A 26866-nucleotide genomic window follows, 5' to 3' on the forward strand; every position below is an offset into this window, starting at 1 on the left:
GGGGCCCGCCGCCGGGGTGAGGGCCGGGGGCACCGGCGCGGCGTGCTCACCCGGTTCCGGCGCCGGTGGCAGCCCCGGCGTGAGCCCGGGCGCGTCGGCCAGGCTCGGCGCGGCCGCCTGCGGGGCGGCGTCGGCGAGCGGGAACGGGTCGGTGGGCTCGGACGGGCGGACGACCAGTTCGCCCCGGCGTCCGCCGACGAACGCGGTGACCGCGACCACCGCCAGCTCGAGCGCGCTGTCCAGCGTCGCGACCGTCGAGGCGGACAGCAACGTGCCCACCTCGACGAGCAGCTCGACACCCGACCGGTCGGTCACCTGAGGCATTGTCCGGTTCGTCACACTCGTTGAATCGGCGTGGGCACGACTTTCCTGAGTGCCTCAGGGCACCCGCACGCCTGAGTGCCTCACGGCACCACCCACGCGGTGAGCGCGGCGACCAGCGTCCCGTCGTTCTCCACGTTCTCCACGTTCAGCCGGACGAGTTTGGTGGTGAGCTGCTGCGGCTCGGCCGCGAGCCGGGACGTCAGCACGCAGACCGTGGTCCCCGCCGACGGCGTCACCCACCCCACGCCGGGGTCGGTCTGGACGGCCTCCACGCACCCACCGGCCGACGACTGCGGGTCCGCGACCACCGCGAACCGCGCCGACTCCCCGAAGTCCAGGTGGAAGCCGTCGGCGCAGCTCCCGTAGGTCGCGTCCGCGCCGGCCTGCGGCAGCACCCGCGGCTCGTCCAGGTCGAGCTCGGTCCCCTCGCAGGTACTGGGCTGTACCCGCACCGGCTGGGCGGCGTAGGCCAGCTCGTAGTTGCCGGCCGGGTCCAACCGGTCGGGGTTGAGCGACGCGGTCGGACCGGGCCGGGCCGGCCGGGGCGGCTCCGACACCGGTGCGACCGGCTGCGCCACCGCGGGCGCGGACGTGGCCCCGGCCGCCACCGCGCTCGCCGCCGCGCTGGCCGCCCGCTCGGCGGCGGACTCGGCGGTCGCCGCCCGGCCGACCGCGACCAGGGCAGTGATCGTCGCGATGCCGCCGATCAGGATCGCGAGCACCGCGAGGCCGAGCGCGACCACCGGCAGCCCGGCCGCCTCGAACGACCGGCCCACCCGGCGGCGCCGGACCCCGGCCTGCGAGTGCCGTCCCGGCCCCGGCTCCGGAACCCCGGTGAAGCCGAGAAAACCCGGCTCGTCCCCGGCGGTGTCGGCGGGCTCGTCCGGCTCGTCGTCGGTGACCGTCCGCCCGTACACGGTCGCCGACCGGCCGTAGAGCGTCCCCGGACGCTCGTACGGCGATCCGTAGGGCACGTCGTACCGGGTCCAGTCAGACTCGTCGCTGCTGGGTTCCCGGAACTCGGGCTCCTGAAGGCTGCGCTCCACCGGCCCAGATCAAACCCGATTCACCCTATTCACCCCAATGCGACACGCTAGACATTGCGGCGGTATTCGCCGCCCACTTCGAAGAAGGCCTCGGTGATCTGGCCCAGGCTGCACACCCGGGCGGCGTCCATCAGCACCGCGAAGACGTTGTCGCCGGCCATCGCCGCGTCCTTGAGGCGGCGCAGGGCCTCCCGCGCCTCGGGCCGGTGCGCCGCCTGGAACGCACGCACGCGCTCGACCTGGGAGCGTTTCTCGTCCTCGGTGGCGCGGGCCAGCTCGATCTCGCCGACCTCCTCGGCCCCGTCCGGCGGCAGGAACGTGTTGACGCCGACGATCGGCAGCGACCCGTCGTGTTTGCGCTGCTCGTAGCGCATCGACTCGTCCTGGATGCGGCCGCGCTGGTAGCCGGTCTCCATCGCGCCGAGCACCCCGCCGCGCTCGGAGATGCGGTCGAACTCGGCCAGCACGGCCTCCTCGACCAGGTCGGTCAGCTCGTCGACGACGTAGGCGCCCTGCAGCGGGTTCTCGTTGGCGGCCAGGCCCCACTCGCGGTTGATGATCAGCTGGATCGCCAGGGCCCTCCGCACCGACGCCACGGTCGGGGTGGTGATCGCCTCGTCGTAGGCGTTGGTGTGCAGGCTGTTGCAATTGTCGTAGATCGCGGTCAGCGCCTGGAGCGTCGTCCGGATGTCGTTGAACTGCATCTCCTGGGCGTGCAGCGACCGGCCGGACGTCTGCACGTGGTACTTGAGCTTCTGGCTGCGCTCGTTGGCCCCGTAGCGCTCGCGCATCGCGATCGCCCAGATCCGGCGGGCCACCCGGCCGAGCACGGTGTACTCGGCGTCCATGCCGTTGGAGAAGAAGAACGAGAGGTTCGGCGCGAAGTCGTCGACGTCCATGCCGCGCGCCAGGTACGACTCCACATAGGTGAAGCCGTTGGCCAGCGTGAACGCGAGCTGGCTGATCGGGTTCGCCCCGGCCTCGGCGATGTGGTAGCCGGAGATGCTCACCGAGTAGAAGTTGCGGACCTGGTTCTGGATGAACCACTCCTGGATGTCGGCCATCATCTTCAGGCTGAACTCGGTGGAGAACAGGCAGGTGTTCTGGCCCTGGTCCTCCTTGAGGATGTCGGCCTGGACGGTGCCGCGCACCGTGCGCAGCGCGTCAGCCGCGGTACCGCCCCGCTCCAGCTCCTGGTCGATCACCGTGTTGAGGAAGAACGCGAGGATCGTCGGGGCGGGCCCGTTGATCGTCATCGACACCGACGTGGTGGGCGCGGTGAGGTCGAAGCCGTCGTACAGCGCCTTCATGTCGTCGAGCGTGGCGATCGAGACCCCCGACGTGCCGATCTTGCCGTAGACGTCCGGCGGGGTGTCGGGGTCGCGCCCGTAGAGCGTCACCGAGTCGAACGCGGTCGAGAGCCGGGTGGCCTCGCCGCCCTCGGACAGGTACTTGAAGCGGCGGTTGGTGCGGAACGCGTCGCCCTCGCCGGCGAACATGCGTGCCGGGTCCTCGCCCTCGCGCTTGAACGGGAAGACCCCCGCGGTGAACGGGAACCGGCCGGGCAGGTTCTCGGCGCGCAGGAAACGCAACCGCTCGCCCTCGTCGACGTAGCGGGGCAGCGCCACCCGCGGCACCTTGGTGCCCGAGAGCGTCTCCTTGCGCAGCACGGTACGCAGCTCACGGTCGCGGACCGTGGTCACGAGCTCGTCGCCGGCGTAGTCGGCCGCCAGCTGCGGCCAGGAGGCCAGCAACGCGTCCGCGTCCCGGTCGACGGCCACCTCGTCGATGAGTGTCCGCAGGTCGTCCGAGGGTGCACCGGCGGCCGTCAGGGCGTCCTGCGCGGCGACGAGGTGAGCGCGCTGTCGTACCGCGTCGACCTGGGCCGCCGTGGTGGCGTGGTACCCGCGGACGTGCTCGGCGATCTCGGCCAGGTAGCGGGCCCTGGTCGGGGGCACGACGGTCGAGGCCGACGTCGAGGTCCTGCCGTCCACGAGCGGGAGCACCCCCTCGCCGACCGGGAGGCCCTTGCGCGCGAGCTCGTTACGCAGGTGCTGGTAGAGCGCGGTGACACCGTCGTCGTTGAACGTCGCGGCGCTGGTGCCGAAGACCGGCATGTCGGCCCAGGCGGCGCCGAACGCCTCCCGGTTGCGGACGAGCTGGCGGGCGACGTCACGGCGGGCGTCCTCGGCGCCGCGGCGCTCGAACTTGTTGATCGCGACCGCGTCGGCGTAGTCGAGCATGTCGATCTTCTCGAGCTGCGAGGCCGCGCCGAACTCCGGCGTCATCACGTACAACGAGGTGTCGACGAACCGGACGATCGCGGCGTCGCCCTGGCCGATGCCCGGCGTCTCGACGATCACCAGGTCGAAGCCGGCGGCCCGGCAGATCCCGATGGCCGCCTCGAGCCCGTCGGGGAGTTCGCGGCCGGCGCGGCGCGTGGCCAGCGAGCGGAAGTAGACGACGTCCCCGCCGAGGCCGTTCATCCGGATGCGGTCGCCGAGCAGCGCGCCCCCGCCCCGGCGACGGGTGGGGTCGACGGCGAGCACCGCGATCCGCAGCTTGTCCTGCTGGTCGAGCCGGAACCGGCGGACGAGTTCGTCGGTGAGCGACGACTTGCCCGACCCGCCGGTGCCGGTGATGCCGAGCACCGGCACGGTCCGCGCCGCGGCCCTGGCCTCGATCTCGGCGGCCAGGTCGGCGGGCAGCCGGCCGGCCTCGGCGACGGTGATCGCCCGCGCGACGGCCCTGGTGGCGCCGGTGAACAGGCCGTCCAGGGCGGCGCTCCGGTCGATGACGGGTGTCGCGGCCGCCGCTCCGAGCAGCTCCGCGGCGCCGGTGGTCGCCGCGCTCTCGCCGGTGGCGAGCGAGTAGTCGCAGGCCGCGATCATCGAGTTGATCATCGCCGCGAGGCCCATCTTCTGGCCGTCGGCGGGCGAGAAGATGCGCGCGACGCCGCGGGAGTGCAGGAGCCGGATCTCGGCCGGCACGATCACTCCCCCGCCGCCACCGAACACCTTGACGTGCCCGGCGCCGCGCTCGTTCAGCAGCTCGACCAGGTAGGTGAAGTACTCGACGTGCCCGCCCTGGTAGGCGCTGATCGCGACACCCTGGACGTCCTCCTCGATCGCCGCGTCCACCACCTCGCGCACCGAGCGGTTGTGGCCGAGGTGGATCACCTCCGCACCCTGCGACTGCAGGATCCGCCGCATGATGTTGATCGCCGCGTCGTGCCCGTCGAAGAGGCTGGACGCGGTGACGAAGCGGACCGGGTTCACCGGCACGTGGAGCGACGGAGGCATGAGCGTGGTCCCGTCCCGAGGCGATTACTTTGACTTCCTACTATCTGACTCCCGATCAACAATGTCCAGCGTCGGACGGCTTCAGCGGGCGGCGTCGATCAGCGCCAGCAGGCGCGCGCGTGCCCCGGCCAGGCTGGGGCCGTACCAGGTCAGCGACCGGCCGTCGACGCACGCGAACGGGGTGCCGCCGAACGCCTCCGGGCCGTCGTCCGGCGTGAACAGGTACGGCTCGTCGGGCAGCAGCACGAGGTCGACCGGCGGCAGCGCGGCCGGGTCGAACCGCGGGTACCGCTCCGGGCTGCCGGCGAGCACGTTGCGGTACCCCAGCCGCTCGACGAGGTCACCGGCGAACGTGTCCGACCCCAGCGCCATCCACGGCCGGCGCCAGATCGGCACCACCGCGGTGGACACCACGGGCACCGTGGCCCGCCACTCCTCGGCCGCGGCTCCCAGCCACGCCGGGCGGGCGAGCCCGAGCGCGCCGAGCAACCGCTCCAGCGACCCGATCGCGGCGGGCACCGTACGGATGTCGGTGACGTACACCGCGACGCCGGCGGCACGCAGTGCGTCCAGGTCAGGCGCGCGGTTCTCCTCCTGGTTGGCGAGCACCACGTCGGGCGCGAGCGCGACGATCGCCGCCACGTCCGGGTTCTTCGTGCCGCCGACGCGGGGAACGTCCAGGTCAGCCGGGTGTGTACACCAGTCGGTGACGCCGACGAGCAGCTCGCGCGCGCTCGCCGCCACCGTCTCGGTCAGCGACGGCACGATGCTCACCACCCGGCGCACCGCCCCGGGCAGCGCCACCGCGTGACCGAGGTCGTCCACCACCGTGGTCATCCCCCGACCATAGGCCGATACGCTGCGATCCATGGCTGCGCCGAGCTCGCTACCGTTCGACCCGGTCGAGGAGGCCGCCCGCAAGTGGAGCGCCCGCTGGGACGAGACCGACGCGATGGCCGTCGCCACCTCGATCATGCGGGTGCAGCAGCTGCTGCTGGGGCGCATCGAGGCCGCGCTGCGTCCGCTGCAGCTGACGTTCGCCCGGTACGAGGCGCTCGTGCTGCTCTGTTTCAGCCGCCAGGGCAGCCTGCCGATGAGCAAGATGGGCCAGCGGCTGATGGTGCACCCCACCAGCATCACCAACATCGTCGACCGGTTGCAGGCGCAGGAGTTCATCCGGCGCGAGCCGCACCCCACCGACCGTCGCACGACGCTCGTCGTGATCACCGACGCCGGGCGCGAGGTCACCGAGCGGGCCACCCAGGCCCTGGTCGAGGTGCGGTTCGCGCTCGACTCGCTCGATCCGGAGAAGATGCGCGACCTCTACGACCTGCTCCGGGAGGTCCGGCTGCACGCCGGCGACTTCCCCGCCGACGACCCCCGGCGCAGCTGGCCCGACGCGTTCAGCGACTGACCTCCGCGAGCAGCTGCGCACCGGTCAGGGACGGCGCCCCGTGCTCCTCGGCCGCGTGGACGAGCGCGACCACCTTCCGGTTGACCGGCGCGTCGACGCCGGCCCGTTCGGCCAGGCGCACCACCGCCCCGTTGAGGTACTCGACCTCGGTGCGCCGCCCGGCGTCCAGGTCCTCGGCCATCGACGAGCGCGCCTCCGGGTCGATCCGCAGCATCGCCCCGGCCAGGCGGGTGAACAGCGCGTCGGGCACCCGCAGCAGCGTCGGCAGCGCACCCGGCGGCACCTTCGTGACCCGCGCCGGCCGGATGCCCGCCGCGCGCAGCACCGCCAGCGCCTCCTCCACCAGTAACGCCAGCACCCGCCGGTAGGCGCGCTGCGAGAGCTCCGCCCGCAGCGGCACCCCGGCCAGCGCGTTCACCGCGTTGTTGAGGTTGAGCAGCATCTTGCCCCACTGCACCGGCGCGAAGTCCGCGCGCAGCGTCACCGGCAGGCCGGCGGCCGCGAACGCCGGCAGCCACTCGTCGAGCGCGTGGGTGCGACCGGCCATCAGCCCGCCCTCGGTCGCCCGGTGCAGCCGCCCGGGCGACGGGCTGACGACGTTGAACGGCACCATGCCCGGCACGATCTCGTAGTCCGGCAGGCGGGTCTGCAGCACATCGACGTTGCCGACGCCGTTCTGCAGGCTGAGCACCACCGGGCGCTGCGGCGCGTGCGCGGCGAGCAGGTCGGCGGCGGCGCCGGTGTCGGCGCTCTTCACCGCGAGCAACACCAGCCCGGCATCGGCCAGCGCGGTCGGGTCCAGCGAGTAGTCCAGCGCGCCGGCCGGGATCTCGGTGCGGCCGCCGTCGAGGTCGGTGAGCGCGAGCGGCGCCTCGGTGAACCGCCGCATCCGCTCTCTGCCGATCAGCGCCACCTCGGCGCCGGACGCGTGCAGCGCCCCGCCGACGTAGAGACCGATCAGGCCCGCGCCCAGGACGACGATCCGGCTTCGCACTCCGTTGCTCCCTCGTGTCGAGTCCCCGCATTGTCCGGACGTTCGTCACGGGCTGACAAGTCGGCTGCGCCGATCGTTGACCCGCCCGGCCGGGCCGCGCAGGGTAGTGCCCACCCGGACACAGAGGGAGCAGGCATGGACGCGGACGTCATCGTCGTCGGAAGCGGGTTGGCCGGTCTGGTGGCCGCGGCCGAGCTGGCCGACGCCGGCACCTCGGTGATCCTCCTGGACCAGGAGCCGGAGGCGTCCTTCGGCGGCCAGGCGTTCTGGTCGTTCGGCGGCCTGTTCCTGGTGAACTCCCCCGAGCAGCGCCGGATGGGCATCCGCGACTCCCGCGACCTGGCCTGGCAGGACTGGCTCGGCACCGCGGGCTTCGACCGCGACGACGAGGACACCTGGGCCCGCCGCTGGGCCGAGGCGTACGTCGACTTCGCGGCCGGCGAGAAACGCGCGTGGCTGCGCTCGCAGGGCATCGGGCTCTTCCCGCTGGTGAACTGGGCCGAGCGCGGCGGGTACGACGCCACCGGGCACGGCAACTCGGTACCGCGGTTCCACATCACCTGGGGCACCGGGCCCGGGGTGATCGCGCCGTTCGTGCGTCGGGTGCGTGCCGCCGGGAACGTGGAGCTCCGCTTCCGCCACCGCGTCGACCTGCTGCTCACCGACAACGGCGCGGTCACCGGCGTCAGCGGCAGCATCCTCGCGCCGGACGACGCCCGCCGCGGCGCGCCGAGCTCGCGGGAGGTGGTAGGCGACTTCGCGCTGCGTGCGCAGGCGGTGATCGTCACGTCCGGCGGCATCGGCGGCAACCACGACCTGGTGCGCGCCAACTGGCCCGCCCGGCTCGGTGAGCCGCCCAGGAGCCTGCTCACCGGGGTGCCCGCGCACGTCGACGGGCGGATGCTCGGCATCACCGAGTCCGCGGGCGGCCGCGTCGTCAACCGCGACCGGATGTGGCACTACACCGAGGGCATCACGAACTGGGACCCGGTCTGGCCCGGCCACGGCATCCGGATCCTGCCCGGCCCGTCGTCGCTCTGGTTCGACGCGACCGGCAAGCGCCTGCCGGTGCCGCTGTTCCCCGGGTTCGACACGCTCGGGACGCTCGAACACATCACGAAGACCGGCCACGACCACACCTGGTTCGTGCTGACGCAGAAGATCATCGAGAAGGAGTTCGCGCTCTCCGGCTCCGAGCAGAACCCAGACCTCACCGGGAAGGACGTGCGGCTGCTGCTGCAACGCGTGCGGCCGGGCGCACCCGGTCCGGTGGAGGCGTTCAAGAAGCACGGCGTCGACTTCGTCGTGGCCGACAACCTGCCGGAGCTGGTGGCCGGGATGAACAAGCTCACCGAGACCGCGCTGCTGGACCCGGTCGAGATCGAACGCCAGGTGACGGCGCGCGACCGGGAGATGGCGAACCCGTACACGAAGGACCTGCAGATCACCGCGCTGCGCGGCGCCCGCGCGTACCGGGGCGACCGGCTGATCCGGGTGGCCCCGCCGCACCGGTTCCTGGACCCGTCGGCCGGCCCGCTCATCGCCGTGAAACTGCACATCCTGACGCGCAAGACGCTCGGCGGTCTGCAGACCGACCTGTCCTCGCGCGTGCTCGGGGCCGACGGCGAGCCGGTCCCCGGTCTCTACGCGGCCGGTGAGGTCGCCGGGTTCGGCGGGGGCGGCATGCACGGCTACCGGGCCCTGGAAGGCACGTTCCTCGGCGGGTGCCTGTTCTCCGGGCGTACCGCGGGTCGCGCCGCCGCGACGGCGGTCCGCTGAGCCCGGGTAGGTTCAGCCGTGTGACAACAGTTGACGCGGAGGCCGTCGAAGCCGCCGCCGTGCGGTTGGGCGCGGTGGTCTCGCGTACTCCCCTGGAGCGCAACCTGCGCCTCTCCGCGCGCACCAGCGCCTCGGTCTGGCTCAAACGCGAGGACCTGCAGGTCGTCCGCTCGTACAAAGTGCGCGGCGCGTACAACCTGATCGCCCAGCTCGACGAGGACGCGCACGCCCGCGGTGTGGTCTGCGCGAGCGCGGGCAACCACGGGCAGGGCCTCGCGTACGCGTGCGCCGCGCTCGGCGTCCGCGGGAAGGTCTTCGTGCCGAGGCCGACGCCGCGGCAGAAGCGGGACCGCATCGCCGCGCTCGGCGGTGCGGCCGTCGAGCTGATCGTCACCGGGGAGAGCTACGACGACGCGGCGGCCGCCGCCGCCGAGGACGCCGCACGCACCGGCGCGACGCTCGTGCCCGCGTTCGACGACGCCCGCACGATCGCCGGGCAGGGCACCGTCCTGAAAGAGGCGTTCGAGCAGCTCGACGAGGTACCGGACCTGGTCGTGATCCCGGTCGGGGGCGGCGGGCTGCTGGCCGGTTCGCTGGCCTGGCTGCGGGAGCGGTACCCGGCGGTGCGGGTCGTCGGGGTGGAGCCGGCCGGGGCCGCGGGCATGGCCGCGGCGATCGCCGCCGGCGGGCCGGTCGTGCTCGACGACCTCGACGGCTTCGTCGACGGCGCAGCCGTGCGCCGGGTCGGCGAACTGACGTACCCGCTGGTGAAGGACGTCGAGCTGATCTCCGTGCCGGAGGGCCAGGTGTGCGTCGAGATGCTGGAGCTCTACCAGTCCGACGGCATCATCGCCGAACCCGCGGGCGCGCTCGCGCCGAGCGTGCTGGGCACCGTGCTCGACGTCGAACCCGACTCGACCGTGCTCTGTGTCCTGTCCGGCGGCAACAACGACGTGAGCCGCTACGCCGAGGTCGTCGAGCGGGCGCTCGTGCACGAGGGACGCAAGCACTACTTCCTGGTCGAGTTCCCGCAGGAGCCCGGCGCGCTGCGGCGCTTCCTCGACGAGGTGCTCGGCCCCGACGACGACATCACGCTGTTCGAGTACGTCAAACGCAACAACCGGGAGACCGGGCCGGCGCTGGTGGGGATCGAGCTCGGCCGGGCGGAGGATCTGGAGCCCCTGCTCAAGCGGATGAACGAGGCCCCGTCGCGGATCGAGCGCGTCGAGACCGACAGCCCGCTGTTCAGGTTCCTGGTCTGAGCAGCGCCAGCTGCTCGCGCTGGGTGGCCAGGTCGAGCGCGGCCACCCGGAGCACGAGGTGCTCGACGCCGGCGTACTCGTCGAGCCGCTTCCGGACGTCGTCGGCCGACCCGGTGACGAGCAGCTGGATGGTCTCCGCGACCTCCAGCGGCACACCGTAGGAGGCCCGCGTGTACTCGTCGAGCGCGGCCCGCCCGCCGTCCCCGACCAGCACCGTCGCGAACAGCGCCGGCGTGACGTCCCGCCCGGCCGGTGCGGACGCGGTGATGGTGGCCAGGCCGGCGGCGTAGGTCGCCGGGTCGGGCGGGTAGGGCAGCCAGCCGTCGTAGGCGCGGGCCACCCGGGCCAGCGCCGACGGGCCCGCGCCGCCGAGCCACACCGGTGGCCCACCCGGCCGGGCCGGCGGCAGGACCGGCGGCACCTCCGCGCCCCCGACCAGCGCGGGCTCGCCGGCCCAGAGACGACGCCAGAGCGCGACCGTGTCGTCGAGCCGCGCGAACCGGCGCTCCCACGGCACGTCGGACAGCGCGTACTCCCGCTCCGACCGGTTCGGGAACCCCGCCCCCACGGCCAGCGTGAGGCGACCACCGGACAACCGGTCCAGCGACGCGAGCGTGTGCGCCGCCTGCACCGGGCGCCGGAACGCCGGCAGCAGCGTCGCCGTGCCCAGGCCGATCGTGCGCGTCACCGCGGCCACCGCGGCGAGCGTCGCCAGCGGCTCCACGACCGGCCGCAGCAGCGTGTCACCCACCCAGACCGAGTCGAACCCGAGCCGCTCGGCCTCGACGGCGAGATCGAGCAGGGCCCGCGGGTCCTCGCCGTCGGCCCAGCCGGGCAGCGTCGTCGGTAGTACGAATCCACGCTTGGTCATGGCTCCAGCATGGACAGCGCGACAATTCCCTCGAAGGTATCGACGGCACTGGTAGACACCGGGACATGGACTTCCCGACGGCGCTCCGCGAGCGGCGACGCGGCCGCAACGTCAGCCAGTTGCAGCTGGCGATCCGGGCCGGCACCACCCAGCGGCACCTGAGCTTCCTGGAGAGCGGCCGGTCCGCGCCGGGGCGCACGCTCGTCGTGCGCCTGGCCGAGTCGCTCGAACTGCCGCTGCGTGAACGCAACGAGCTGCTGGCGTCGGCCGGGTACGCGCCCGTCTACCCGGAGACCCCGCTCGCGCAACTGCCCGGCGTGCGCACGGCACTGCGTCACGTCCTGGCCGGCCACGAGCCGTACCCGGCCGTCGTCGTCGACCGTTGCGGCACCCTGGTCGACGCCAACCGCGCGCTGGCCCTGCTCACCGACGGCGTCGATCCGGCGCTGCTCACTCCCCCGGTGAACGTGTACCGGCTGGCGCTGCACCCGCGGGGAATGGCGCCGCGGATACGCAACTTCGGGCAGTGGGCGCACCACGTGGTGGACCGGGCGCGACAGGAACTGGCCGCCCGCCCCTCCGACGCGCTCGCCGCGCTGGTCGAGGAACTCGCCGGCTACGCGCCGGCCCGCGAGACCGGCGCGGACCACGTCGGCTTCGCGGTGCCGTTGCAGCTCGACGACCTGCACCTGACCACCACCGTGACGACGTTCGCCACCGCGCTGGACGTCACCGTGGCCGAGCTGAAACTCGAGGCGTTCCTGCCTGCCGACGAGAAGACCGCCACACGTCTTAGGGTGTCCCGGTGAAACCGTTCCTGTTGCTCGGGACCCGCGCCGACGACGCCGCGGCCGACGAAGAGTACGACGCGTTCCTCCGGTTCTCCGGGCTGGCCGAACGGGATCTGCGCCGGCACCGGCTCGAGCGGACGCCGCTCGGCGACGTCGATCTCGACGACTGGTCGGGGATCCTGCTCGGCGGCGGGCCGTTCAACGTGTCCGACCCCGCCGAGGCCAAGAGCCCGGTGCAGCAGCGGGTGGAGGCCGAGCTCGGGGCGCTGATCGGCCGGATCGTCGACGCCGACTTCCCGTTCCTCGGCGCGTGCTACGGCATCGGGACGCTCGGCGGCCACCAGGGCGCGCTCGTCGACCGCACGTTCAGCGAGCCGGTCGGCGCGGTCGAGATCACTGTCGTCACGCCCGACCCGCTGTTCGCGGACGTCCCGCCGACGTTCCAGGCCTTCGTCGGCCACAAGGAGGCGATCCGGGAGCTGCCGCCGCACGCGGTGCTGCTGGCGAGCTCGCCGACCTGCCCGGTGCAGGCGTTCCGGATCGGCCGGCACGTCTACGCGACGCAGTTCCACCCGGAACTCGACGCCGACGGGCTCTGCACCCGCGTCGACGTCTACAAGTACGCCGGGTACTTCGCGCCGGAAGAGGCCGACGAGATCAAGGCGCTGGCGTACGCGAGCGACGTGCGGTACCCGCCCGAGGTGCTGCGCGCGTTCATCCGAGTAGCGCGGCGTAGCGAACGGTCGTCGGCCGCACGCGGATGACCAGGCGGCGCTCGTCGTCGGACTCGTTCGGCGGGTCGACGCCGAGGTACTTGCGGGAGAGCCGGGCCGGCAGCTCCTTGCCGGGGTCGGGTTCGAGCACGGCGGTGCCGCGCACCTCGGCGGACGTGTACGGGTTGGCCTCGTCGTGGACCGTGACGCTCACCCGCGGGTCGCGGGCGATGTTGCGTGCTTTGGCGCGGTGGTCGAGGACGGAGAACAGCAGGTCGTCGCCGTCACGCAGCACCCACAGCACGCTCGTCTGCGGCGAGCCGTCGGGGTTGATCGTCGCGATCGTGGCGAAGTTGCGGGCGTCGAACAAGGCGTTCACGTCGGGTTGCACGGGGCTATCGTGGCAGAAATAGATCCGTAGCGGAAGGTTTTGTTGGGGAAGGGTTTGGGCTTGTTATTTTTGGGCGGGCGGGAGCCACCGGGGGACGCGCAGGGTCAGCACGAGAAGCGGGACGACGGCCAGCGCGGTCAGCAGCGGCAGCGACACCGTGCCCGCGGCCGCACCGAAGGCCCCGAAGACCGCGAGCGCGACGACCTCCTCCCCCACGTTGGCGACCGAGGTCACGGTGGCGCGGGGGCCGGTGAGCGTCTCCTGCAGCCGGGCGCCGGCCACCACGATGCCGAACCCCACGAGCCCGAAGCCGACGCCCAGCGCGACGAAGCCGAGCGGGTGACGGATCAGGGCCCCGGCCGCGACGAGCACGACCCCGACGGTCAGCGTGACCGCGAGCCGGCGCGGCGCGATGCCCCCGAGGCGCCCGCCGAACTCGGCGCCGAGCGTGTACCCGGCGGTGGGGAGGAGGAGGAGGAGCGGCAGCACGGCCGGGGAGGTGAGGTCGGCGGCGAGCAGGCCGAAGTACTCCTCCACGGCGGTGACCCCGCTGAGCAGCACGACCACCAGCACCACGCGCCCGACCCGGCGGTTCACCACCGCTTCCCGGAGACCGGAGCGGAGCGTGTCGAGGTAGCCGGGTTCGGCGTCCGCACCCTCCGTGCGGTCGACATTCGCGTCGATGGTGCCGTGGTCGGCGTAGGACGTGGGTGGGTGGCCCACGGGCAGGCGGGACGCCAACGCGGTCGCGAGCAGGCAGACGGCGACGGAGGTCCAGCCGACGAGCGGGTAGCCGCCGAGCGCCATCAGCGGAGCGGCGAGCGCGGTGCCGGCGAGCGAACCGGCGGCCGACAGGGCTTCGGCGCGCCCGAGGAACCGGGCGTAGCGGTCGGCGGTGCCGTAGCGGGTGAGCTCGTCGTAGACGAGCGCTTCCCAGGTGCCCGACGACGCCGCACCACCGGCGCCCCACAGGACGAAGCCGAGCGCGAAGCCCGGGAACGTGGGCCAGAGGATCCAGGACGCGAACGCCCCGGCGCGGATCAGCACTCCGGCGACGAGCAGGTGGCGCCGCGGGATCCGGTCGGCCAACGCGCCGGAGGGCACTTCGAGCACGAACCCGACGAACGACCAGATGCCGAAGAGCACACTGATCTGGCCCGCCGACATCCCGGCGTCCGCGAACAGCAGCGCGTAGACCGGGTAGAGCGGGATCAGCTCGTACGTGAAGACCAGAACCTGGACGCGTCGGATCAGCCGCTGCGTGGGGCTCCGGTCACCGCCGCTGGGTCAATGTCGCATGCCCAGATCGTCGCACGTCCGGCCAGCGAATATCAGTGCCTTCCGGCGAGGCGACGCAGCATCGGCGGAGTGTCGGCCGACGGGAGCACGGCCTCGACGAACACCATCCGGTCGGGGACGGCGCTCGCGTTGGACAGCGCCGCGCGCAGTTCGCTGCGGCTGGTGACCCGGTAGGTGTGCGCGTGCGGCGCCATCGACCGCACGATCCCGCTCCAGTTCCACGGCGCGACGTCGTGATAGGACGCGGCCGGGCGGTGCCGTACGCGTTCGATCGTGTAGCCGGCGTTGTTCACCACCAGGACGACCGGCGCGAGGCCGTTCGCCGCCATCGTGCCGAGTTCCTGGGCGGTCATCTGGGCGGCGCCGTCGCCGATCACGAGCACCGGGCGACGCTGCGGTTCGGCGAGGCCGGCACCGAGCGCCGCGGGCAGCGTGTACCCGGTGGAGCTCCACACCGGCTGGGCGACGAACGCGGTGTTGCGCGGGAACGTGATGCTGACCGCGCCCCAGAACGCGGTGCCGATCTCCGCGAGGAGCGTGGAGTTCCTCGGCAGCCACTCCTCCAGGCTCTCCCAGAGCGAGATCTGCGTGAGCGCGTCGGTGACCGGCCCGTGCTCCTCCTCGGCGCGGTAGCCCAGCACCGCCGACGCTGGCAGCCCGGCCGCCGGCAACGTGGCGTAGTCGCTGGCCAGCCCGGTGAGCGCGGCGAGCGCGGCGTGCATCGGGACGCCCTCGAACGTCTCGTCGGCCACCCGGGCCGAGGTGCCCCGGATGTCGATGGTGGCGGCCGGGTCGTTGCGCGCGGTGAACGCACCGGCGACGACGTCGGTCATCAGCGTGCCGACGGTGATCAGCACGGCGGCCTGGTCGACGGCGTGGCGGGCGGACTTCACGCCCAGGTCACCCCAGTAGACCCCGGCGAAACAGGGGTGGTCCTCGTCGACGCAGCCCTTGCTCGAGACGAGCGTGACGAACGGCAGCGGGCCCGCCTCCACCAGCGCACGGAGCTCACGGGTGGCCTGGCGGCGCTCGACCTCGTGGCCGGCGACGACCGTGACCTGGCCGTCCTTGGTCTTGAGGAGGTTACGCGCGGCGTTGGCGAACGCGGCGAGCGCGGCGGCGTCCACCCGGTTGGTGCGCAGCGGCGTGGCGAGGCGCTCGGCGTCGGTCATCGTGTCCGCCACGTCGGCGGGCACGCTCAGGTAGACCGGGCGGGAGGTGGCGAGCGCGGTGGCGAGCGCGGCGTCGATCTGCTCGGCGGCGTGCTCGTGGGTGAGGACCTCGGTCGCGGCGGTGACCTCGCGGTAGGCGCGGGCGAAGTGACCGAGGTCGCCGTCGGCGAGCGTCTGGTGCAGGAGCTTCCCGGCCGCTCCGGTGGCCGGCGCCCCGGTGATCTGGACGACGGGCACCTGCTCGGCGTACGCGCCGGCGATCGCGTTGAGGCAGCTCAACTCCCCCACGCCGTACGTCGTGACGACGGCGGCGAGTCCACGCCGGCGGGCGTAGGCGTCGGCCGCGTACCCGGCGTTGAGCTCGTTCGGCGAACCCACCCAACGCTGCTGACCGCCCGCGAGCAGGCCGTCGATCAGCGTCGAGGTGAAGTCACCGGGGACGCCGAACAGGTGCGCCACGCCGTTCTGGCGTAACCGCTCGGCCAGATACCCGGAAACCGTGACCTCACGCATGGACCGGAACGCTGCCGTTCGGGGGTCAGAACGGCAAGATGAGGGCGGTTGGTTGAGCAAAATGCTTCGTTTTTGACGCTCGAAGGGCGGACTGTTGAGCGAAACGCGCATTGTCGACCGCACCGACGCGGCCATTCTGCTGGCGCTGGACACCGCGCCGCTCGCCACGACCACGGCGCTGTCGGACGAGCTCGGGTTCGCCCGGAACACGGTGCAGAGCAGGCAGCGGCGCCTGGAGTCGGACGGCTCGCTGGCACCCCCGTCGAGCCGCCTGCGGCTGGACGCGCTGGGGTACCAGCTGCTGGCGTTCGTCTCGATCCAGATCAGTCAGGGGGAACTCGACCCGACGGTGGCGGCGCTGTCGACGATCCCCGAGGTGTTGGAGCTGCACGCGGTGACGGGTGACGCGGATCTGATCGCCCGGGTGGTGGCGGTGGATCCGGAGGATCTGCACCGGGTGACGAGGCAGATCGTGAGTTCGTACGGGGTGATGAGGACGAGCACGAGCTTGGCGGCGAGGGAGCTGATCCCGCACCGGATGGGACCGCTGCTGGAGCGGTATCTGGAGCCTTAGGGGTGGCAGCGGAGGGCGCGGACGCGGGCGGCGTGGGCTAGTTGCAGGGCTCGGCCCTGGTCGAGGAATCGGGTGATCACGCGCAGCTCCTCGTCCGAATACTCGGCCAGCGCGGCTACGCCCTCGGTGGCTATCGGGTCGTAGATCGCGGTGATCACCTCGCGGGCGGAGGCGGTGAGCACCAGCACCGCTCGGCGGCGATCGGTGGGGTCGGGTGTGCGGGTCAGGTGGCCGGCGGCGGCCAGGCGTTGGATCGCGGTGCTCGTGGCGGCCGGGCTCAAATTCACCGCGGCGGCCGTCTCGCCGGCGGTGAGCCGGCCCTGGACATGGAGCGCGGCGAGGATCGCGGCGTCGGTGGGGTTGACGCCCAGTACCGCGCAGGCCTGCTCGTCGACCGCTCCGGCGGCGGCGCCGAACTCCGCCGCGGCGCGGGCCGCCGACTCGACGAGCGCGTCGCGCTCCGATTGCTTCGACACTCGAAAGAGCTTACGCTGACCCAATCATTTCGATCGTCGAAGGAATTCTCATGACCAGACTCCCCCGCTGGTTACCGGCGGCCAACCGCGTGGTCCGGGCACTGAACCGGGCCGGGCTCCGGATCGGGACGATCCACGTGCTCACGGTGCCGGGACGAACCTCCGGCAAGCCCCGCGCGACGCCGGTGTCACCGCTGCGGCTGGACGGACAGCGGTACGTGATCGCCGGGCTCGCCGACGCGCAGTGGGCGCGCAACGTCCGGGCGGCCGGTCACGGGGTCCTGGCCCGGGGTCGGCGCGGTGAGGACGTGCGGCTCACCGAGGTGACCGATCCGGAGCGGCGTCGCGCGGTGATGCGTGCGTTCCCGACCGAGGTGCCGCACGGTGTGCCGTTCTTCGTCAGCCTGGGGCTGGTGCGTCGCGCCGATCCGGACGAGTTCGCGGCCGCCGCCGACCGGGTCGCGGTGTTCCGGGTGGACGTGGAACGGCCCGGGAACCCGAACGAGGGCTCCCGGGCCGGTGGGACGGCGGCTTAGTGCTCCACGTGGTCGCGGCGGAAACGGCTCAGGCGGCTGCCGAGCCGGCTGCCGAGTCCACCGTGGCCGGTGCCGTCCCGGTCCGCCGGGTCCTGGTCCTTCCGGACGGAAGAGTCCTCCCGGGCCGAAGCACTCCGGTCGACGGGCGTCGACCCGTTGTTCGGAGTGGCACCGTGGTTGGGAGCGGCACCGTCGTTGACGGTCACCCGCTCGTCGCGGGCCTCGCGGTCACGCTCGACCCGGGCGATGCGCTCCCGGGTGTACCCGTCCCGACCGTCGTCGGCGGACTCACCCGCGGGAACGTCCTCGTCGCGGCGGTCACGGCCGCGGAGCACCCGCGTCCGGGCGTCGTCCACCCGCGCCTGGCCACCGTCCTCGCGGCGGCGTCCGCGGTCCACGTGGACCCGGTCCTCACGCAGCGCGTTCTCGTGCGCGGCGTCCACGTCGTGGAGACGACCGTCACCGGGCGCGCCGTCCGGGTCGAGGTCCGGCGCCAGCTTCCGCGCCTGCTGCGCGAGCCGCTCGGCCTCGGCGTGCTCGCTCTCGGCCCGGCGGGTCCGCTCGGCGGCTTCGCGCTCGTCGCGCGCGAGTTCGCGCTCCAGCTCGGCCCGGCGCGCCTTCGCCTGAGCGATCTGCTGCGCGGCGGCCGCGCGCTCGGCCTCGGCCCGCGCCGCCCGTGCCTTGGCTTCCTCGAGGTGCTCCTGCGCCTTCAGCCGGCGCTGCTCCGCCTTGGCCCGGCGCTGCCGCGGAATCACTACCGCTGCGACGACCAGGGCTAAGAGCACAACCACGACGAGGGCGATGGTGAGCCCGGTCGACATGGCGGCCTCCGTCCATCTCGAAGTATCGGTGTCGAGATCCGGAGTACCCGCCTCCCCGCGAAGTAAAGCTCTCAGTCCCGGCCGGCCGGGACACCGCGGGGCTCGGGCTCGCGCACGTACCGCATCAGCCCCTCCTGCGTCACCGCCGCCACGAGCCGGCCGCGCCGGTCGAAGATGCGTCCCTGGGTGAGCGCGCGCCCGGAGCCGGCCGCCGGCGACGTCTGGTCGTAGAGCAGCCAGTCGTCGGCGCGGAACGGCTGCAGGAACCAGAGCGCGTGATCGAGCGACGCGCCCTGGGTGTGCGCGTCCGGGTGCGGCACCCGGGCCGAGCCGAGCAGCGACATGTCGCTCAGGTAGGTCAGGACGCACACGTGGAACACCGGGTCCACCGGGAGCGTGTGGCGGTAGCGGATCCAGATCTGCTGCTGGGCCGCGGCGCCCGGCACCCGCGCCACCGATGACGCCGGCACCGAACGCAGGTCCCAGTCCGGCCACTCGCGCGCGTGCCACGCCGCGATCTCACCCTGCACGCCGGTGGGGTCGGGCAGGTCCTCGGGGAACGGCACGTCGGGCATCGAGTCCTGGTGCTCCGGGCCCTCGTCCTGCACGTGGAACGACGCCGACATGAAGAAGATCGCCTTGCCGCCCTGCACCCCGGTGACCCGGCGGGTGGCGAACGACCGCCCGTCGCGGATGCGGTCGACGAGGTAGACGGTCGGGATGTCGGGTTTGCCGGGCCGGATGAAGTAGCCGTGGAGCGAGTGCACGGTGTAGCCGTCGGCGACCGTGCGGACCGCCGCTACCAGCGCCTGGGCCGCGACCTGACCACCGAACGTCCGCTGGAGGAACGTGTCGGGGGTGCTGCCCCGGAAGATGTCGTCCTCGATGCGTTCGATCTCCAGGACCTCATGGATGGTCGCCACCCGCACTACGATGCCATTCGAACGGATGTACGAGACAATAGAGCCATGGATCGCCTGCTCGAGGCGCACCAGCGAGCCGCCGCCTTCTACGCCGGCCAGCTCGCCCGCCTGCCGTGCGGTCCGGCCGTGGACTACCTGCGCAGCCGCGGCATCCCGCGGGGTCTGGCCCGGTCCCGGCCCTGGCGGCTGGGCTACGCGCCGTGGGGGCGCACCGCGCTGCTCGAGCATCTCCGCCGGTTCGGCCACACCGACGACGAGCTCGTCACCGCCGGGCTCGTGGTGGCCCGGGGCGGCCGCCTGATCGACGCGTTCCGCCACCGCGTGATGTTCCCGGTGCGCGGGCGGGACGGGGCCGTGCACGGTTTCGTCGGGCGCGATCTGTCCGGCCGCCCGCGGGTGCCGCGGTACCGCAACAGCGCCACCACTCCCCTCTACACCAAGAGCGAGCACCTCTACGGCCTCACCGAGGCCCGCTGCCGCCGCCCGGGCGCGGTGCTGGTGGTGGAGGGGCCGGCGGACGCGGTGGCGGCGTCGCGGCTGCCGGTGGGGGCGGAGGGGCGGTGGATGGCCGTGTCCACCTGCGGGACGGCGCTCACCACCGGGCAGGTGGAGCTGCTCGCCTCCACCGTCGCTCCCGGCACGCCGGTGGTCGTCTGTTTCGACCCCGATGCCGCGGGCCGGCGCGCCGCCGACCGGGCGTACCAGCTGCTGCGCGCCTGGGACGGCCCGGTGGACGCGATCGTGCTGCCGCCGGGCCTCGACCCGGCCGCGCTGATCGCCCGCTCCGGGCCGCGGGCCGCCGACCGCGTTCTCCGGCGGTGCCGCACGTCGCTGCTGGCCGCCCTGGTCGACGCCCGCCTGGCCGGCCGCCGCCTCGACGAGATCGAGGGGCGGGTCACCGCGCTTCGTGCCGCCGGTGCCCTGCTCCGCCGCGCGACCGGCATCGCACCGCGCGACACCGGCCTGCTGCCCACGATCGCCCGCTCGCTGAGCGTCCGGCTGGGCACGGACGGGGTGACGACCGCCGAGAGCATCTATCCGCCGTGAGGGCGCGCGGTGTCCGCGCGCCCTCCGGACGCGCTACAGACCGAAACGCTCGGCCAGCAGCGTGCGGTGGTGCAGCGGGTCACCGAACAGCAACTGGGACGACTTGGCGCGCTTGAAGTACAGGTGCGCCGGGTGCTCCCAGGTGAACCCGATGCCCCCGTGCACCTGGATGTTCTCCGCCGCCACCGCGAAGTACGCCTCGCCCACGTAGGACTTGGCCAGCGACGCCACGGTGGCCAGCGACGCGTCACCCGACGCCGCCACCGCCGCCGCGTGGTACGCCGCCGAGCGGGAGCCCTCGACCGCGACGAGCATGTCGGCGCATTTGTGCTTGATGGCCTGGAACGAGCCGATCGCGCGCCCGAACTGGAGCCGCTCGCGTGCGTACGTCGTCGCCTGCGTGAGAACGGCCCGCGCTCCCCCGACGCTCTCGTTCACCAGCGCCACACAGGCCAGGCGCAGCACGTGCTCGAGGATCTCGTCGGCCGCGCCCTCGGCGCCGATCAACCGGGCCGGCACCTCGTCGAACACCAGGTCGGCCTGTTTGCGGGTCAGGTCCATGGTGGAGAGCGGATGCGCCGACACCCCGGCGGCGCCCTTCTCGACCGCGAACAGCGACGGCCCGGCGTCCGCGCAGGCCACCACGAGAAGCAGGTCGGCGCGCGCGCCGTCGAGCACGAAGTGCCGGGAACCGCTCAGCGTGTACCCGGCCGGCGTGCTCCGGGCCTCCACCGCCCCGTCGAACTGGCCGGTGTCGTTGGCGTAGGCCAGCGTGGCGATCGTGGTGCCGCTCGCGATGCCCGGCAGGAGCTCCTTCTTCGCCTCCTCGTCGTCGGACGCCAGCAGCGCGGACGCCGCGAGCACGGCCGAGGCGAGGAACGGCGACGGGAGCAGCGCCGCCCCCATCTCCTCCAGCACCAGGCACAGTTCGACGAAACCGAACCCGGAACCGCCGTACTCCTCCGGGATGTGGAGGCCCGGCAGGCCGAGCTGCTCGCTCAGCTGCTTCCACACCGCGGGGTCGTAGCCCTCGTCGGTCTCCATGACCCGGCGCACCGACGACTCGGGCGAGGTGCGCTCGAGGAACGTCCGCACCGTGGTGCGCAGTTCTTCCTGTTCCGGGGAGAAGATGCTCATCGCGGCACGTCCTTCCAGGCCACGCCCTTGTCGACCCGCACGTCACCGGGCAGACCGAGCACTCGTTCCCCCAGGATGTTGCGGAGCACCTCGGAGGTTCCGCCCTCGATGGTGTTGGCCCGCGTCCGCAGGAACACGGTCTGCGTCGACGGCACACCGTTGCTGCCGTAGGGCAGCGTCGGACGGCGCATCTCGTAGTCCGGTATCAGCGTCGCCTGCGCCCCCAGCAGATCCAGCTGGAACTCGGCCGCGCGCCGGTTGAACTCGGCCGAGGTCAGCTTCAGCACCGACCCCTCCGGGCCGGGCGTGCCGCGGTTGCCGGCGGCGGCCGCACGGACCGCGGTGAGGTAGTTGACGTTCGCCTCGATCCAGAGCCGCACCGCCTGGTCGCGGCGCACCGGGTTGCCCTCGCCGCGGGAGGCCGCGACGCGATAGCCCTCGAGGAGGTCGGCGCCGGGCTCGTCCCGGGTCGCGATCGCGCCGCCGAGCGACACGCGCTCGTTCATCAGCGTCGTCGTGCCGACCCGCCAGCCGTCGCCGACGTCGCCGAGCCGGTCGCTGTCGGAGACCCGCACGCCGTCGAAGAACACCTCGTTGAACTCGGCGGCGCCGGTCATCTGCCGGAGCGGCCGGACGTCGACCCCCGGTGCTTTCAGATCGACGAGGAACGCGGTGATGCCGCGGTGTTTCGGGACGTCGGGGTCGGTGCGCGCGAGGATCAGACCGCGGCTCGCGAGGTGGGCGAAGGACGTCCACACTTTCTGGCCGTCGAGGATCCAGTCGTCGCCGTCCCGGCGGGCCCGGGTGGCGAGTCCGGCGACGTCGGAGCCGGCCGAGGGCTCACTGAACAGCTGGCTCCACACCTCGTCGCCGGTGTAGAGCGGCCGGAGGTAGCGCGCGCGCTGCTCGGGCGTGCCGTGGGCCAGGATCGTCGGGCCGCACATGCCGATGCCGATGGGGTTGTACGAGCCCGGATGCGGTGCCCCGGCCTCGGTCAGGCGCTGTTCGACGAGACCCTGGAGCGCCGGGTCGGCGTTGCGACCGCCGTCGGCCGGGTCCACCCAGACCCAGGCGAGGCCGGCGTCGAACCGCGCACCGAAGAACTCGTGCGGGTCGGTGGTGGCGGGTGGATGCTCGCGGAGTAACGCGTCGATCGCGTCGTTGAGCTGCTCGGAGGACAACAGCGTCTCCTTCCCGGTGGCGGGTAGTTATGTACCCGTCCGCCCGAAGTTAACAGACGTTCGCCGCCCGATACAGCGATGGCCCGCGGCTTCCGCCGCGGGCCATCAAAAACTGTGTGCTAGTGCATCATCACCGGGGGTGCACCCTCGGTCTCGTCGTCGTTGAGGTGCGAGACCTCCCGCTTGCGGGGCAGGAAGAACGCCGCGGCGAGCGTCACCACGCAGAGCGCCAGCGCCACCCAGTAGGTGTGCGCGAACGCCTCCGCCGCCTCCTGCAGACCCTTGGCGACGGCCTCCGGGCCACCGATCTGCTGGACGATCCGCGGGTCCTGCTGGGCGGCGATCGCCGGCAGTGCGAGCTGCGAGTCCTTGAGACCGTTGGTGAGCAGCACCGACATCAGCGCGACGCCGACCGAGCTGGCGATCTGCTGGGTGATGTTCAGCAGCGTCGAGCCGCGGGCCACCTCGTGGTTGGTCAGCGTCCGCAGCGCGCTGGTCATGATCGGCATCATCGTGAGACCCATGCCGAGGCCGAGCACGAACAGCCACGCGATCAGCACCCCGTAGGAGGTGTCGGACTCGATCCCGGTCAGACCGAACATGCCGATGATGATCGCGACGATGCCGAACGGCACGATGCGTCCGACCGGCATCTTGTCCGACAGCGCACCGGCGATCGGCATCGTGACCATCGCGCCCAGGCCCTGCGGGGCGACGAGCAGACCGGCCATCAGCACGGACTCACCGCGGATCTGCTGGAAGTACGTCGGCACCAGCAGCAGGCCACCGAAGAACGCGACCGCGAACAGGAACATCGTGATGATGCTGACGGTGAGGTTGCGGTTCTTGAACAGCCGCAGGTCGAGCAGCGGGTGCTGGGGCTTGAACGAGTAGATGACGAACCCGATCACCAGCAGGATGCCGACCACGGCCGGGATCCACACCTTGTTGGCCGTGATCGTGCCGGCCTCCGGGATCGACGAGACGCCGTAGAGGAACAGCGCCAGACCCGGCGACATCATCAGCATGCCGATGAAGTCGAACGACTCGGACGGCTGCGCGGAGTCGGCCGGCAGCACGAGCTGCGCGTAGATCAGCGCGCCGATACCGATCGGGACGTTGATCAGGAAGATCCAGTGCCAGCTCGCGGCGTCGATCAACCAGCCACCGAGGATCGGGCCACCGATCGGGCCCAGCAGCATCGGCACACCGAGGATGGCCATCAGGCGACCCATGCGCTTCGGGCCGGCGGCCTTCGTCATGATCGTCATGCCGAGCGGCATCAGCATGCCGCCGCCGAGACCCTGGAGCACCCGGAAGCCGATCAGCGCCTCGATGTTCCACGCGGCGGCGCAGAGCGCGGAGCCGGCGGTGAACAGCGCGATCGCGGTCATGTACAGGCGCTTGGTGCCGAACCGGTCGGCGGCCCAGCCGGTCAGCGGGATCACGGTGGCCAGGGCCAGCGTGTACGCGGTCACCGTCCAGGCGACCCGCGCGTACGACAGCGGCTCGTCCACCGAGCCGAACTCGGTCTGGAACGTCGGCAGGGCGACGTTGACGACCGTGATGTCGAGAATCGACATGATGGCGCCGAGGACGACGACCCCGGCCACCTTGAGTATGTCGGGTGTGATCTTGTCGTCGTTGGCCGTGGCTACGTCTGCCATGAGTACTTTCCCTCGTGCCGATGCGCAGGGCAGGGTCGATTAATTTTACGCTCGTTAGATTCTTACTGCATCGATGCATGGAACAAAAACTGAATTAGCGACGCCGGGGTGAACAACCGGCTCCACCGAGCGGCGTATTCCCTCTATCGGCAGGTTCCTTGCATCGACCAAACAATCTGCCCCGACGCTACCCCACGGGTGTTTCGACGACGGTCCCACCCCGCGCCACCTGGGGTTCCCGTGCGGTCGCCAGCACCGAGCCGACCAGGATCAGGACGAACGCGACGCCGATCAGCAGCGTCAGCCGCTCCCCGAGCACGAGGACACCGGCGAGCACGGCGACGGCCGGGTTGACGTAGGTGAACACGGTGGCGCGGACCGGCCCGACCTCGCGGATCAGCGCGAAGTACACCAGGAACGCCACCGTCGTGCAGACCAGGCCGAGCGCGGCGATCGCCCCCAGCACCGGCGGCTCCGGCCGGGCGTCCGGCCAGGTGACGGTCGCGGCCGGCGCGTAGAGCAGCGCCGCGAGGCTGAGCGAGACCGCGGTCAGCGGCAGGCCCGGCACGTCGTCCAGGTAGCGGACGACGATGAGCGGCGCGACCGCGTACCCCAGCGCGGTGAGCAGCACCTCGACGGTCGGCCAGACGGCACCCGCACGCAGCGTCGGCGCAACCAGGACGGCCACGCCGGCGAGCCCGACGAGCAGGCCGGCGAGCCGCTTCCCGCCGAGGCGCTCGGCGCCACCGGAGAGCCGGACCGCGATCGCCCCCAGGACCGGCACCGTCGCGATGAGCAGACCGGCGAGCGAACTCGGCAGCGCGCGTTCGGCGTCGGTGAGGAAGAACCAGGGGCCGACGAGTTCCAGCAGCGTGAACGCGACCACCGGGCGCCAGTGCCGCAGCACCGTACGCACACCGCCGTTGCGCAGCGCGAACGGGGCGAGCAGCAGGCCGCCCATCGCGGTGCGCGCGAACACGACGACCGGCACCGGGACGTCCTCGACCGCGACCTTGATGAGCAGGTAGGGAATGCCCCAGACGACGCTCATGACGACGAACAGCAGCCAACCGCGACGGGACACGGCTCGACGCTAGGCGGTCCGGTCGGCGGGGCCACTCGAGTTCGGGGGCGCTGTCCGTCCGCTTTCGTTAGCTGGCGGTGCCGGGTCCGGTCCGCGGGGGTGAGTCGCACACCGGACAGCGGGGGCGCCTCCGGACACGCGAGCGGCGGCCTAAGGTGACCGCGTGGCGGCAGCGGGAACTCGACTAGGGGTCGACTTCGGAACATCGAACACGGTGGCGGTGCTCGCCCGGCCGGACGGCCGGGTCAACCCGCTCCTGGTGGACGGCCAGCCGCAGCTGCCGTCGGCGGTGTGCGCGACCCCGGCGAAAGAACTGCTGGTCGGACGGGCCGCGCTGCACACCGCCCGGCTGCACCCCGACGGGTTCGAACCCAACCCCAAGCGCCGGATCGACGACGGGGTCGTGCTCCTCGGCGCGGGCGAGTACGAGGTCGTGGCGCTCTTCGCCGCGGTGCTGCGACGCGTCGCCGACGAGACCAGGCGGGTCACCGGGGCGCCCGCCCCGGACGAGATCCGCATCACCCACCCCGCGGTGTGGGGTGGAGCCCGGCGCGACCTGCTGCGCCGGGCCTGCGCCGCGGCCGGGTGGCCCGCGCCCGCCGTCGGCCTGGTGCCCGAGCCGGTGGCGGCCGCGGCGGCGTTCGCGGAGGTGCACGGAGCGCGCCTGCCGGTCGGCGGCAACGCGCTCGTCTACGACCTGGGCGGCGGCACGTTCGACGCCACCGTGCTGCGGCGCACCGCGTCGGGCTACGACGTCCGGGCCACCGACGGCCTGGTCGACGCCGGTGGCCTGGACATCGACCACGCGATCCTCACCCACGTCGGCGCGGTGGTGGCCAAGCGCAACCCGGACGCGTGGCGGGCGCTGACCTCGCCCGACACCGCGGCCGAGCGGCGGGCCCGGTGGCTGTTCCAGGACGACGTGCGGGGCGCGAAGGAACTGCTCTCCTCGGCCGCGTCGACGCTGATCCCGGTGCCGCTGATCGACGACGAGATCCCGCTGACCCGCAACGAGTTGGACGCGCTGACGCGGCCGCTGCTGGAGCGGACGATCGTGTCGGTGCAGGGGGTGCTGCGCGAGGCCGGGCTCACCCCCGGGGATCTGTCGGCGTTGTTCCTGGTGGGTGGGTCGACGCGGATACCGCTGGTGGCGACGCTGCTGCACCGGACGCTCGGGGTGGCGCCGACGGTGCTGGAGCAGCCCGAGCTGATCGTGGCGGAGGGGGCGCTGCGGGTGCGTGCGTTCGACGCCGCGCCGGCGGGGGCTTCTCCGGCGGGGGTGCCGGCGTCGGCGCCGCCGTTTCCGGGGCCGCGTTCGGGGCCGCCGCAGCAGTACTCCGCCCCGCCGGCGCCGTCGTTCGGAGGTTCGCCGGGCGGCCCGGGGCACGGGGGCCCGTCACACGGGGCTCCTTCACACGGCGTTCCCTCGCACGGGGGTCCTGCGCATAGGGGCTCCGCGCACGGTGGGCCTGCGCATGGGGGGCCTGCGCACGGAGGGCCTGCGCACGGAGGGCCTGCGCACGGGGGTCCCTCGCACGGGGGTCCCTCG

24 protein-coding genes and 1 pseudogene are annotated in these 26866 nt (G+C 72.6%); 9 read left to right on the top strand and 16 right to left on the bottom strand.

Annotated elements, in window-relative coordinates; translation table 11 throughout:
* The 4 genes and pseudogenes from ABD437_RS33115 to ABD437_RS33130 all read right to left on the bottom strand — a co-directional run.
* Positions 1-315: pseudogene (locus ABD437_RS33115) on the bottom strand (hypothetical protein); the annotation flags it as partial.
* An 89-nt stretch (positions 316-404) separates the two neighbouring features.
* On the bottom strand, positions 405-1370 hold the full coding sequence (locus ABD437_RS33120) for a hypothetical protein (protein WP_344652889.1): 966 nt from the start codon (positions 1368-1370) through the stop codon (positions 405-407).
* Between the two features lie 47 nt (positions 1371-1417).
* Positions 1418-4672 carry a fused isobutyryl-CoA mutase/GTPase IcmF gene (gene icmF, locus ABD437_RS33125; protein WP_344652890.1) on the bottom strand — a complete coding sequence of 1085 codons (3255 nt, stop codon included), beginning with the start codon at positions 4670-4672 and terminating at the stop codon, positions 1418-1420.
* A gap of 81 nt (positions 4673-4753) precedes the next feature.
* Entirely contained in the window at positions 4754-5509 is a 756-nt protein-coding gene (locus tag ABD437_RS33130) for a helical backbone metal receptor (RefSeq protein ID WP_344652891.1), read from the bottom strand.
* Between the two features lie 31 nt (positions 5510-5540).
* On the opposite strand from ABD437_RS33130, the gene ABD437_RS33135 reads away from it, so the two are divergent.
* Positions 5541-6086 (top strand): MarR family winged helix-turn-helix transcriptional regulator, encoded by a 546-nt coding sequence (locus ABD437_RS33135; protein WP_344652892.1) that lies wholly within the window; start codon positions 5541-5543, stop codon positions 6084-6086.
* Here ABD437_RS33135 and ABD437_RS33140 read toward each other — a convergent pair.
* Entirely contained in the window at positions 6076-7080 is a 1005-nt protein-coding gene (locus ABD437_RS33140) for a 2-dehydropantoate 2-reductase (protein ID WP_344652893.1), read from the bottom strand. The two genes, ABD437_RS33135 and ABD437_RS33140, sit on opposite strands and share 11 nt — an antisense overlap.
* 135 nt (positions 7081-7215) lie before the next feature.
* Here ABD437_RS33140 and ABD437_RS33145 point away from each other — a divergent pair, with 135 nt between their 5' ends.
* Both ABD437_RS33145 and ilvA read left to right on the top strand, forming a co-directional pair.
* The gene (locus ABD437_RS33145) at positions 7216-8859 is read left to right on the top strand and encodes an FAD-binding dehydrogenase (RefSeq protein WP_344652894.1); all 1644 of its coding nucleotides are present in this window, start codon (positions 7216-7218) and stop codon (positions 8857-8859) included.
* A 20-nt stretch (positions 8860-8879) separates the two neighbouring features.
* Complete coding sequence (gene ilvA, locus ABD437_RS33150) at positions 8880-10121, top strand: threonine ammonia-lyase IlvA (RefSeq protein ID WP_344652895.1); 1242 nt, start codon at positions 8880-8882, stop codon at positions 10119-10121.
* On the opposite strand, the gene ABD437_RS33155 is transcribed toward ilvA, so the two are convergent.
* Positions 10105-10992, bottom strand: a complete 888-nt coding sequence (locus tag ABD437_RS33155) for an LLM class flavin-dependent oxidoreductase (protein ID WP_344652896.1) — start codon at positions 10990-10992, stop codon at positions 10105-10107. The two genes, ilvA and ABD437_RS33155, sit on opposite strands and share 17 nt — an antisense overlap.
* Before the next feature lie 65 nt (positions 10993-11057).
* Here ABD437_RS33155 and ABD437_RS33160 point away from each other — a divergent pair, with 65 nt between their 5' ends.
* Together ABD437_RS33160 and ABD437_RS33165 are read left to right on the top strand one after the other, a co-directional pair.
* A complete protein-coding gene (locus ABD437_RS33160) occupies positions 11058-11801 on the top strand; it encodes a helix-turn-helix domain-containing protein (RefSeq protein WP_344652897.1) in 744 nt (247 codons plus the stop codon).
* On the top strand, positions 11798-12547 hold the full coding sequence (locus ABD437_RS33165; protein WP_344652898.1) for a glutamine amidotransferase: 750 nt from the start codon (positions 11798-11800) through the stop codon (positions 12545-12547). The genes ABD437_RS33160 and ABD437_RS33165 overlap by 4 nt, the downstream gene beginning before the upstream one ends.
* Here ABD437_RS33165 and ABD437_RS33170 read toward each other — a convergent pair.
* From ABD437_RS33170 to ABD437_RS33180, 3 genes are all read right to left on the bottom strand, one after another.
* Positions 12498-12887: a PPOX class F420-dependent oxidoreductase gene (locus tag ABD437_RS33170; protein ID WP_344652899.1), complete on the bottom strand. Its 390-nt coding sequence runs from the start codon at positions 12885-12887 to the stop codon at positions 12498-12500. The genes ABD437_RS33165 and ABD437_RS33170 overlap by 50 nt on opposite strands.
* A 63-nt stretch (positions 12888-12950) precedes the next feature.
* The gene (locus tag ABD437_RS33175) at positions 12951-14141 is read right to left on the bottom strand and encodes an MFS transporter (protein WP_344652925.1); all 1191 of its coding nucleotides are present in this window, start codon (positions 14139-14141) and stop codon (positions 12951-12953) included.
* A gap of 77 nt (positions 14142-14218) precedes the next feature.
* On the bottom strand, positions 14219-15871 hold the full coding sequence (locus ABD437_RS33180) for an alpha-keto acid decarboxylase family protein (RefSeq protein ID WP_344652900.1): 1653 nt from the start codon (positions 15869-15871) through the stop codon (positions 14219-14221).
* A 94-nt stretch (positions 15872-15965) separates the two neighbouring features.
* Between ABD437_RS33180 and ABD437_RS33185 the strand changes: the two genes are divergently transcribed.
* On the top strand, positions 15966-16445 hold the full coding sequence (locus tag ABD437_RS33185; RefSeq protein WP_344652901.1) for an Lrp/AsnC family transcriptional regulator: 480 nt from the start codon (positions 15966-15968) through the stop codon (positions 16443-16445).
* Here the strand turns inward: ABD437_RS33185 and ABD437_RS33190 are convergent.
* Positions 16442-16921, bottom strand: coding sequence for a MarR family transcriptional regulator (locus ABD437_RS33190; protein ID WP_344652902.1), 480 nt, complete (start codon positions 16919-16921; stop codon positions 16442-16444). The genes ABD437_RS33185 and ABD437_RS33190 overlap by 4 nt on opposite strands.
* A gap of 50 nt (positions 16922-16971) precedes the next feature.
* Here ABD437_RS33190 and ABD437_RS33195 point away from each other — a divergent pair, with 50 nt between their 5' ends.
* A complete protein-coding gene (locus tag ABD437_RS33195) occupies positions 16972-17457 on the top strand; it encodes a nitroreductase/quinone reductase family protein (RefSeq protein ID WP_344652903.1) in 486 nt (161 codons plus the stop codon).
* On the opposite strand, the gene ABD437_RS33200 is transcribed toward ABD437_RS33195, so the two are convergent.
* Complete coding sequence (locus ABD437_RS33200) at positions 17454-18278, bottom strand: hypothetical protein (RefSeq protein ID WP_344652904.1); 825 nt, start codon at positions 18276-18278, stop codon at positions 17454-17456. The two genes, ABD437_RS33195 and ABD437_RS33200, sit on opposite strands and share 4 nt — an antisense overlap.
* Positions 18279-18349: 71 nt before the next feature.
* Positions 18350-19201, bottom strand: coding sequence for an acyl-CoA thioesterase (locus tag ABD437_RS33205; protein ID WP_344652905.1), 852 nt, complete (start codon positions 19199-19201; stop codon positions 18350-18352).
* A gap of 45 nt (positions 19202-19246) precedes the next feature.
* Between ABD437_RS33205 and ABD437_RS33210 the strand changes: the two genes are divergently transcribed.
* A complete protein-coding gene (locus tag ABD437_RS33210; RefSeq protein WP_344652906.1) occupies positions 19247-20248 on the top strand; it encodes a toprim domain-containing protein in 1002 nt (333 codons plus the stop codon).
* A gap of 33 nt (positions 20249-20281) precedes the next feature.
* Here ABD437_RS33210 and ABD437_RS33215 read toward each other — a convergent pair whose 3' ends face one another.
* The 4 genes from ABD437_RS33215 to ABD437_RS33230 all read right to left on the bottom strand — a co-directional run bounded on the left by ABD437_RS33215 (position 20282) and on the right by ABD437_RS33230 (position 25317).
* Positions 20282-21385, bottom strand: a complete 1104-nt coding sequence (locus ABD437_RS33215) for an acyl-CoA dehydrogenase family protein (RefSeq protein WP_344652907.1) — start codon at positions 21383-21385, stop codon at positions 20282-20284.
* A complete protein-coding gene (locus tag ABD437_RS33220) occupies positions 21382-22566 on the bottom strand; it encodes an acyl-CoA dehydrogenase family protein (protein ID WP_344652908.1) in 1185 nt (394 codons plus the stop codon). The genes ABD437_RS33215 and ABD437_RS33220 overlap by 4 nt, the downstream gene beginning before the upstream one ends.
* Before the next feature lie 119 nt (positions 22567-22685).
* The gene (locus tag ABD437_RS33225) at positions 22686-24233 is read right to left on the bottom strand and encodes a DHA2 family efflux MFS transporter permease subunit (protein ID WP_344652909.1); all 1548 of its coding nucleotides are present in this window, start codon (positions 24231-24233) and stop codon (positions 22686-22688) included.
* Positions 24234-24420: 187 nt separating this feature from the next.
* The gene (locus ABD437_RS33230; protein ID WP_344652910.1) at positions 24421-25317 is read right to left on the bottom strand and encodes a DMT family transporter; all 897 of its coding nucleotides are present in this window, start codon (positions 25315-25317) and stop codon (positions 24421-24423) included.
* A 163-nt stretch (positions 25318-25480) separates the two neighbouring features.
* Between ABD437_RS33230 and ABD437_RS33235 the strand changes: the two genes are divergently transcribed.
* Positions 25481-26866 (top strand): Hsp70 family protein (locus ABD437_RS33235; protein WP_344652911.1); only part of this gene is annotated, 1386 nt, incomplete at its 3' end.

Source organism: Cryptosporangium japonicum (genome assembly GCF_039524755.1).
GTDB classification, from domain to species: Bacteria; Actinomycetota; Actinomycetes; order Mycobacteriales; family Cryptosporangiaceae; genus Cryptosporangium; species Cryptosporangium japonicum.

Coding starts and splice junctions, on each gene's coding strand:
- icmF (WP_344652890.1), bottom strand. CDS start 4,672: ATGCCTCCGTCGCTCCACGTGCCGGTGAACCCGGTCCGCTTCGTCACC.
- ABD437_RS33130 (WP_344652891.1), bottom strand. CDS start 5,509: ATGACCACGGTGGTGGACGACCTCGGTCACGCGGTGGCGCTGCCCGGG.
- ABD437_RS33135 (WP_344652892.1), top strand. CDS start 5,541: ATGGCTGCGCCGAGCTCGCTACCGTTCGACCCGGTCGAGGAGGCCGCC.
- ABD437_RS33145 (WP_344652894.1), top strand. CDS start 7,216: ATGGACGCGGACGTCATCGTCGTCGGAAGCGGGTTGGCCGGTCTGGTG.
- ABD437_RS33155 (WP_344652896.1), bottom strand. CDS start 10,992: ATGACCAAGCGTGGATTCGTACTACCGACGACGCTGCCCGGCTGGGCC.
- ABD437_RS33160 (WP_344652897.1), top strand. CDS start 11,058: ATGGACTTCCCGACGGCGCTCCGCGAGCGGCGACGCGGCCGCAACGTC.
- ABD437_RS33180 (WP_344652900.1), bottom strand. CDS start 15,871: ATGCGTGAGGTCACGGTTTCCGGGTATCTGGCCGAGCGGTTACGCCAG.
- ABD437_RS33195 (WP_344652903.1), top strand. CDS start 16,972: ATGACCAGACTCCCCCGCTGGTTACCGGCGGCCAACCGCGTGGTCCGG.
- ABD437_RS33200 (WP_344652904.1), bottom strand. CDS start 18,278: ATGTCGACCGGGCTCACCATCGCCCTCGTCGTGGTTGTGCTCTTAGCC.
- ABD437_RS33210 (WP_344652906.1), top strand. CDS start 19,247: ATGGATCGCCTGCTCGAGGCGCACCAGCGAGCCGCCGCCTTCTACGCC.
- ABD437_RS33215 (WP_344652907.1), bottom strand. CDS start 21,385: ATGAGCATCTTCTCCCCGGAACAGGAAGAACTGCGCACCACGGTGCGG.
- ABD437_RS33225 (WP_344652909.1), bottom strand. CDS start 24,233: ATGGCAGACGTAGCCACGGCCAACGACGACAAGATCACACCCGACATA.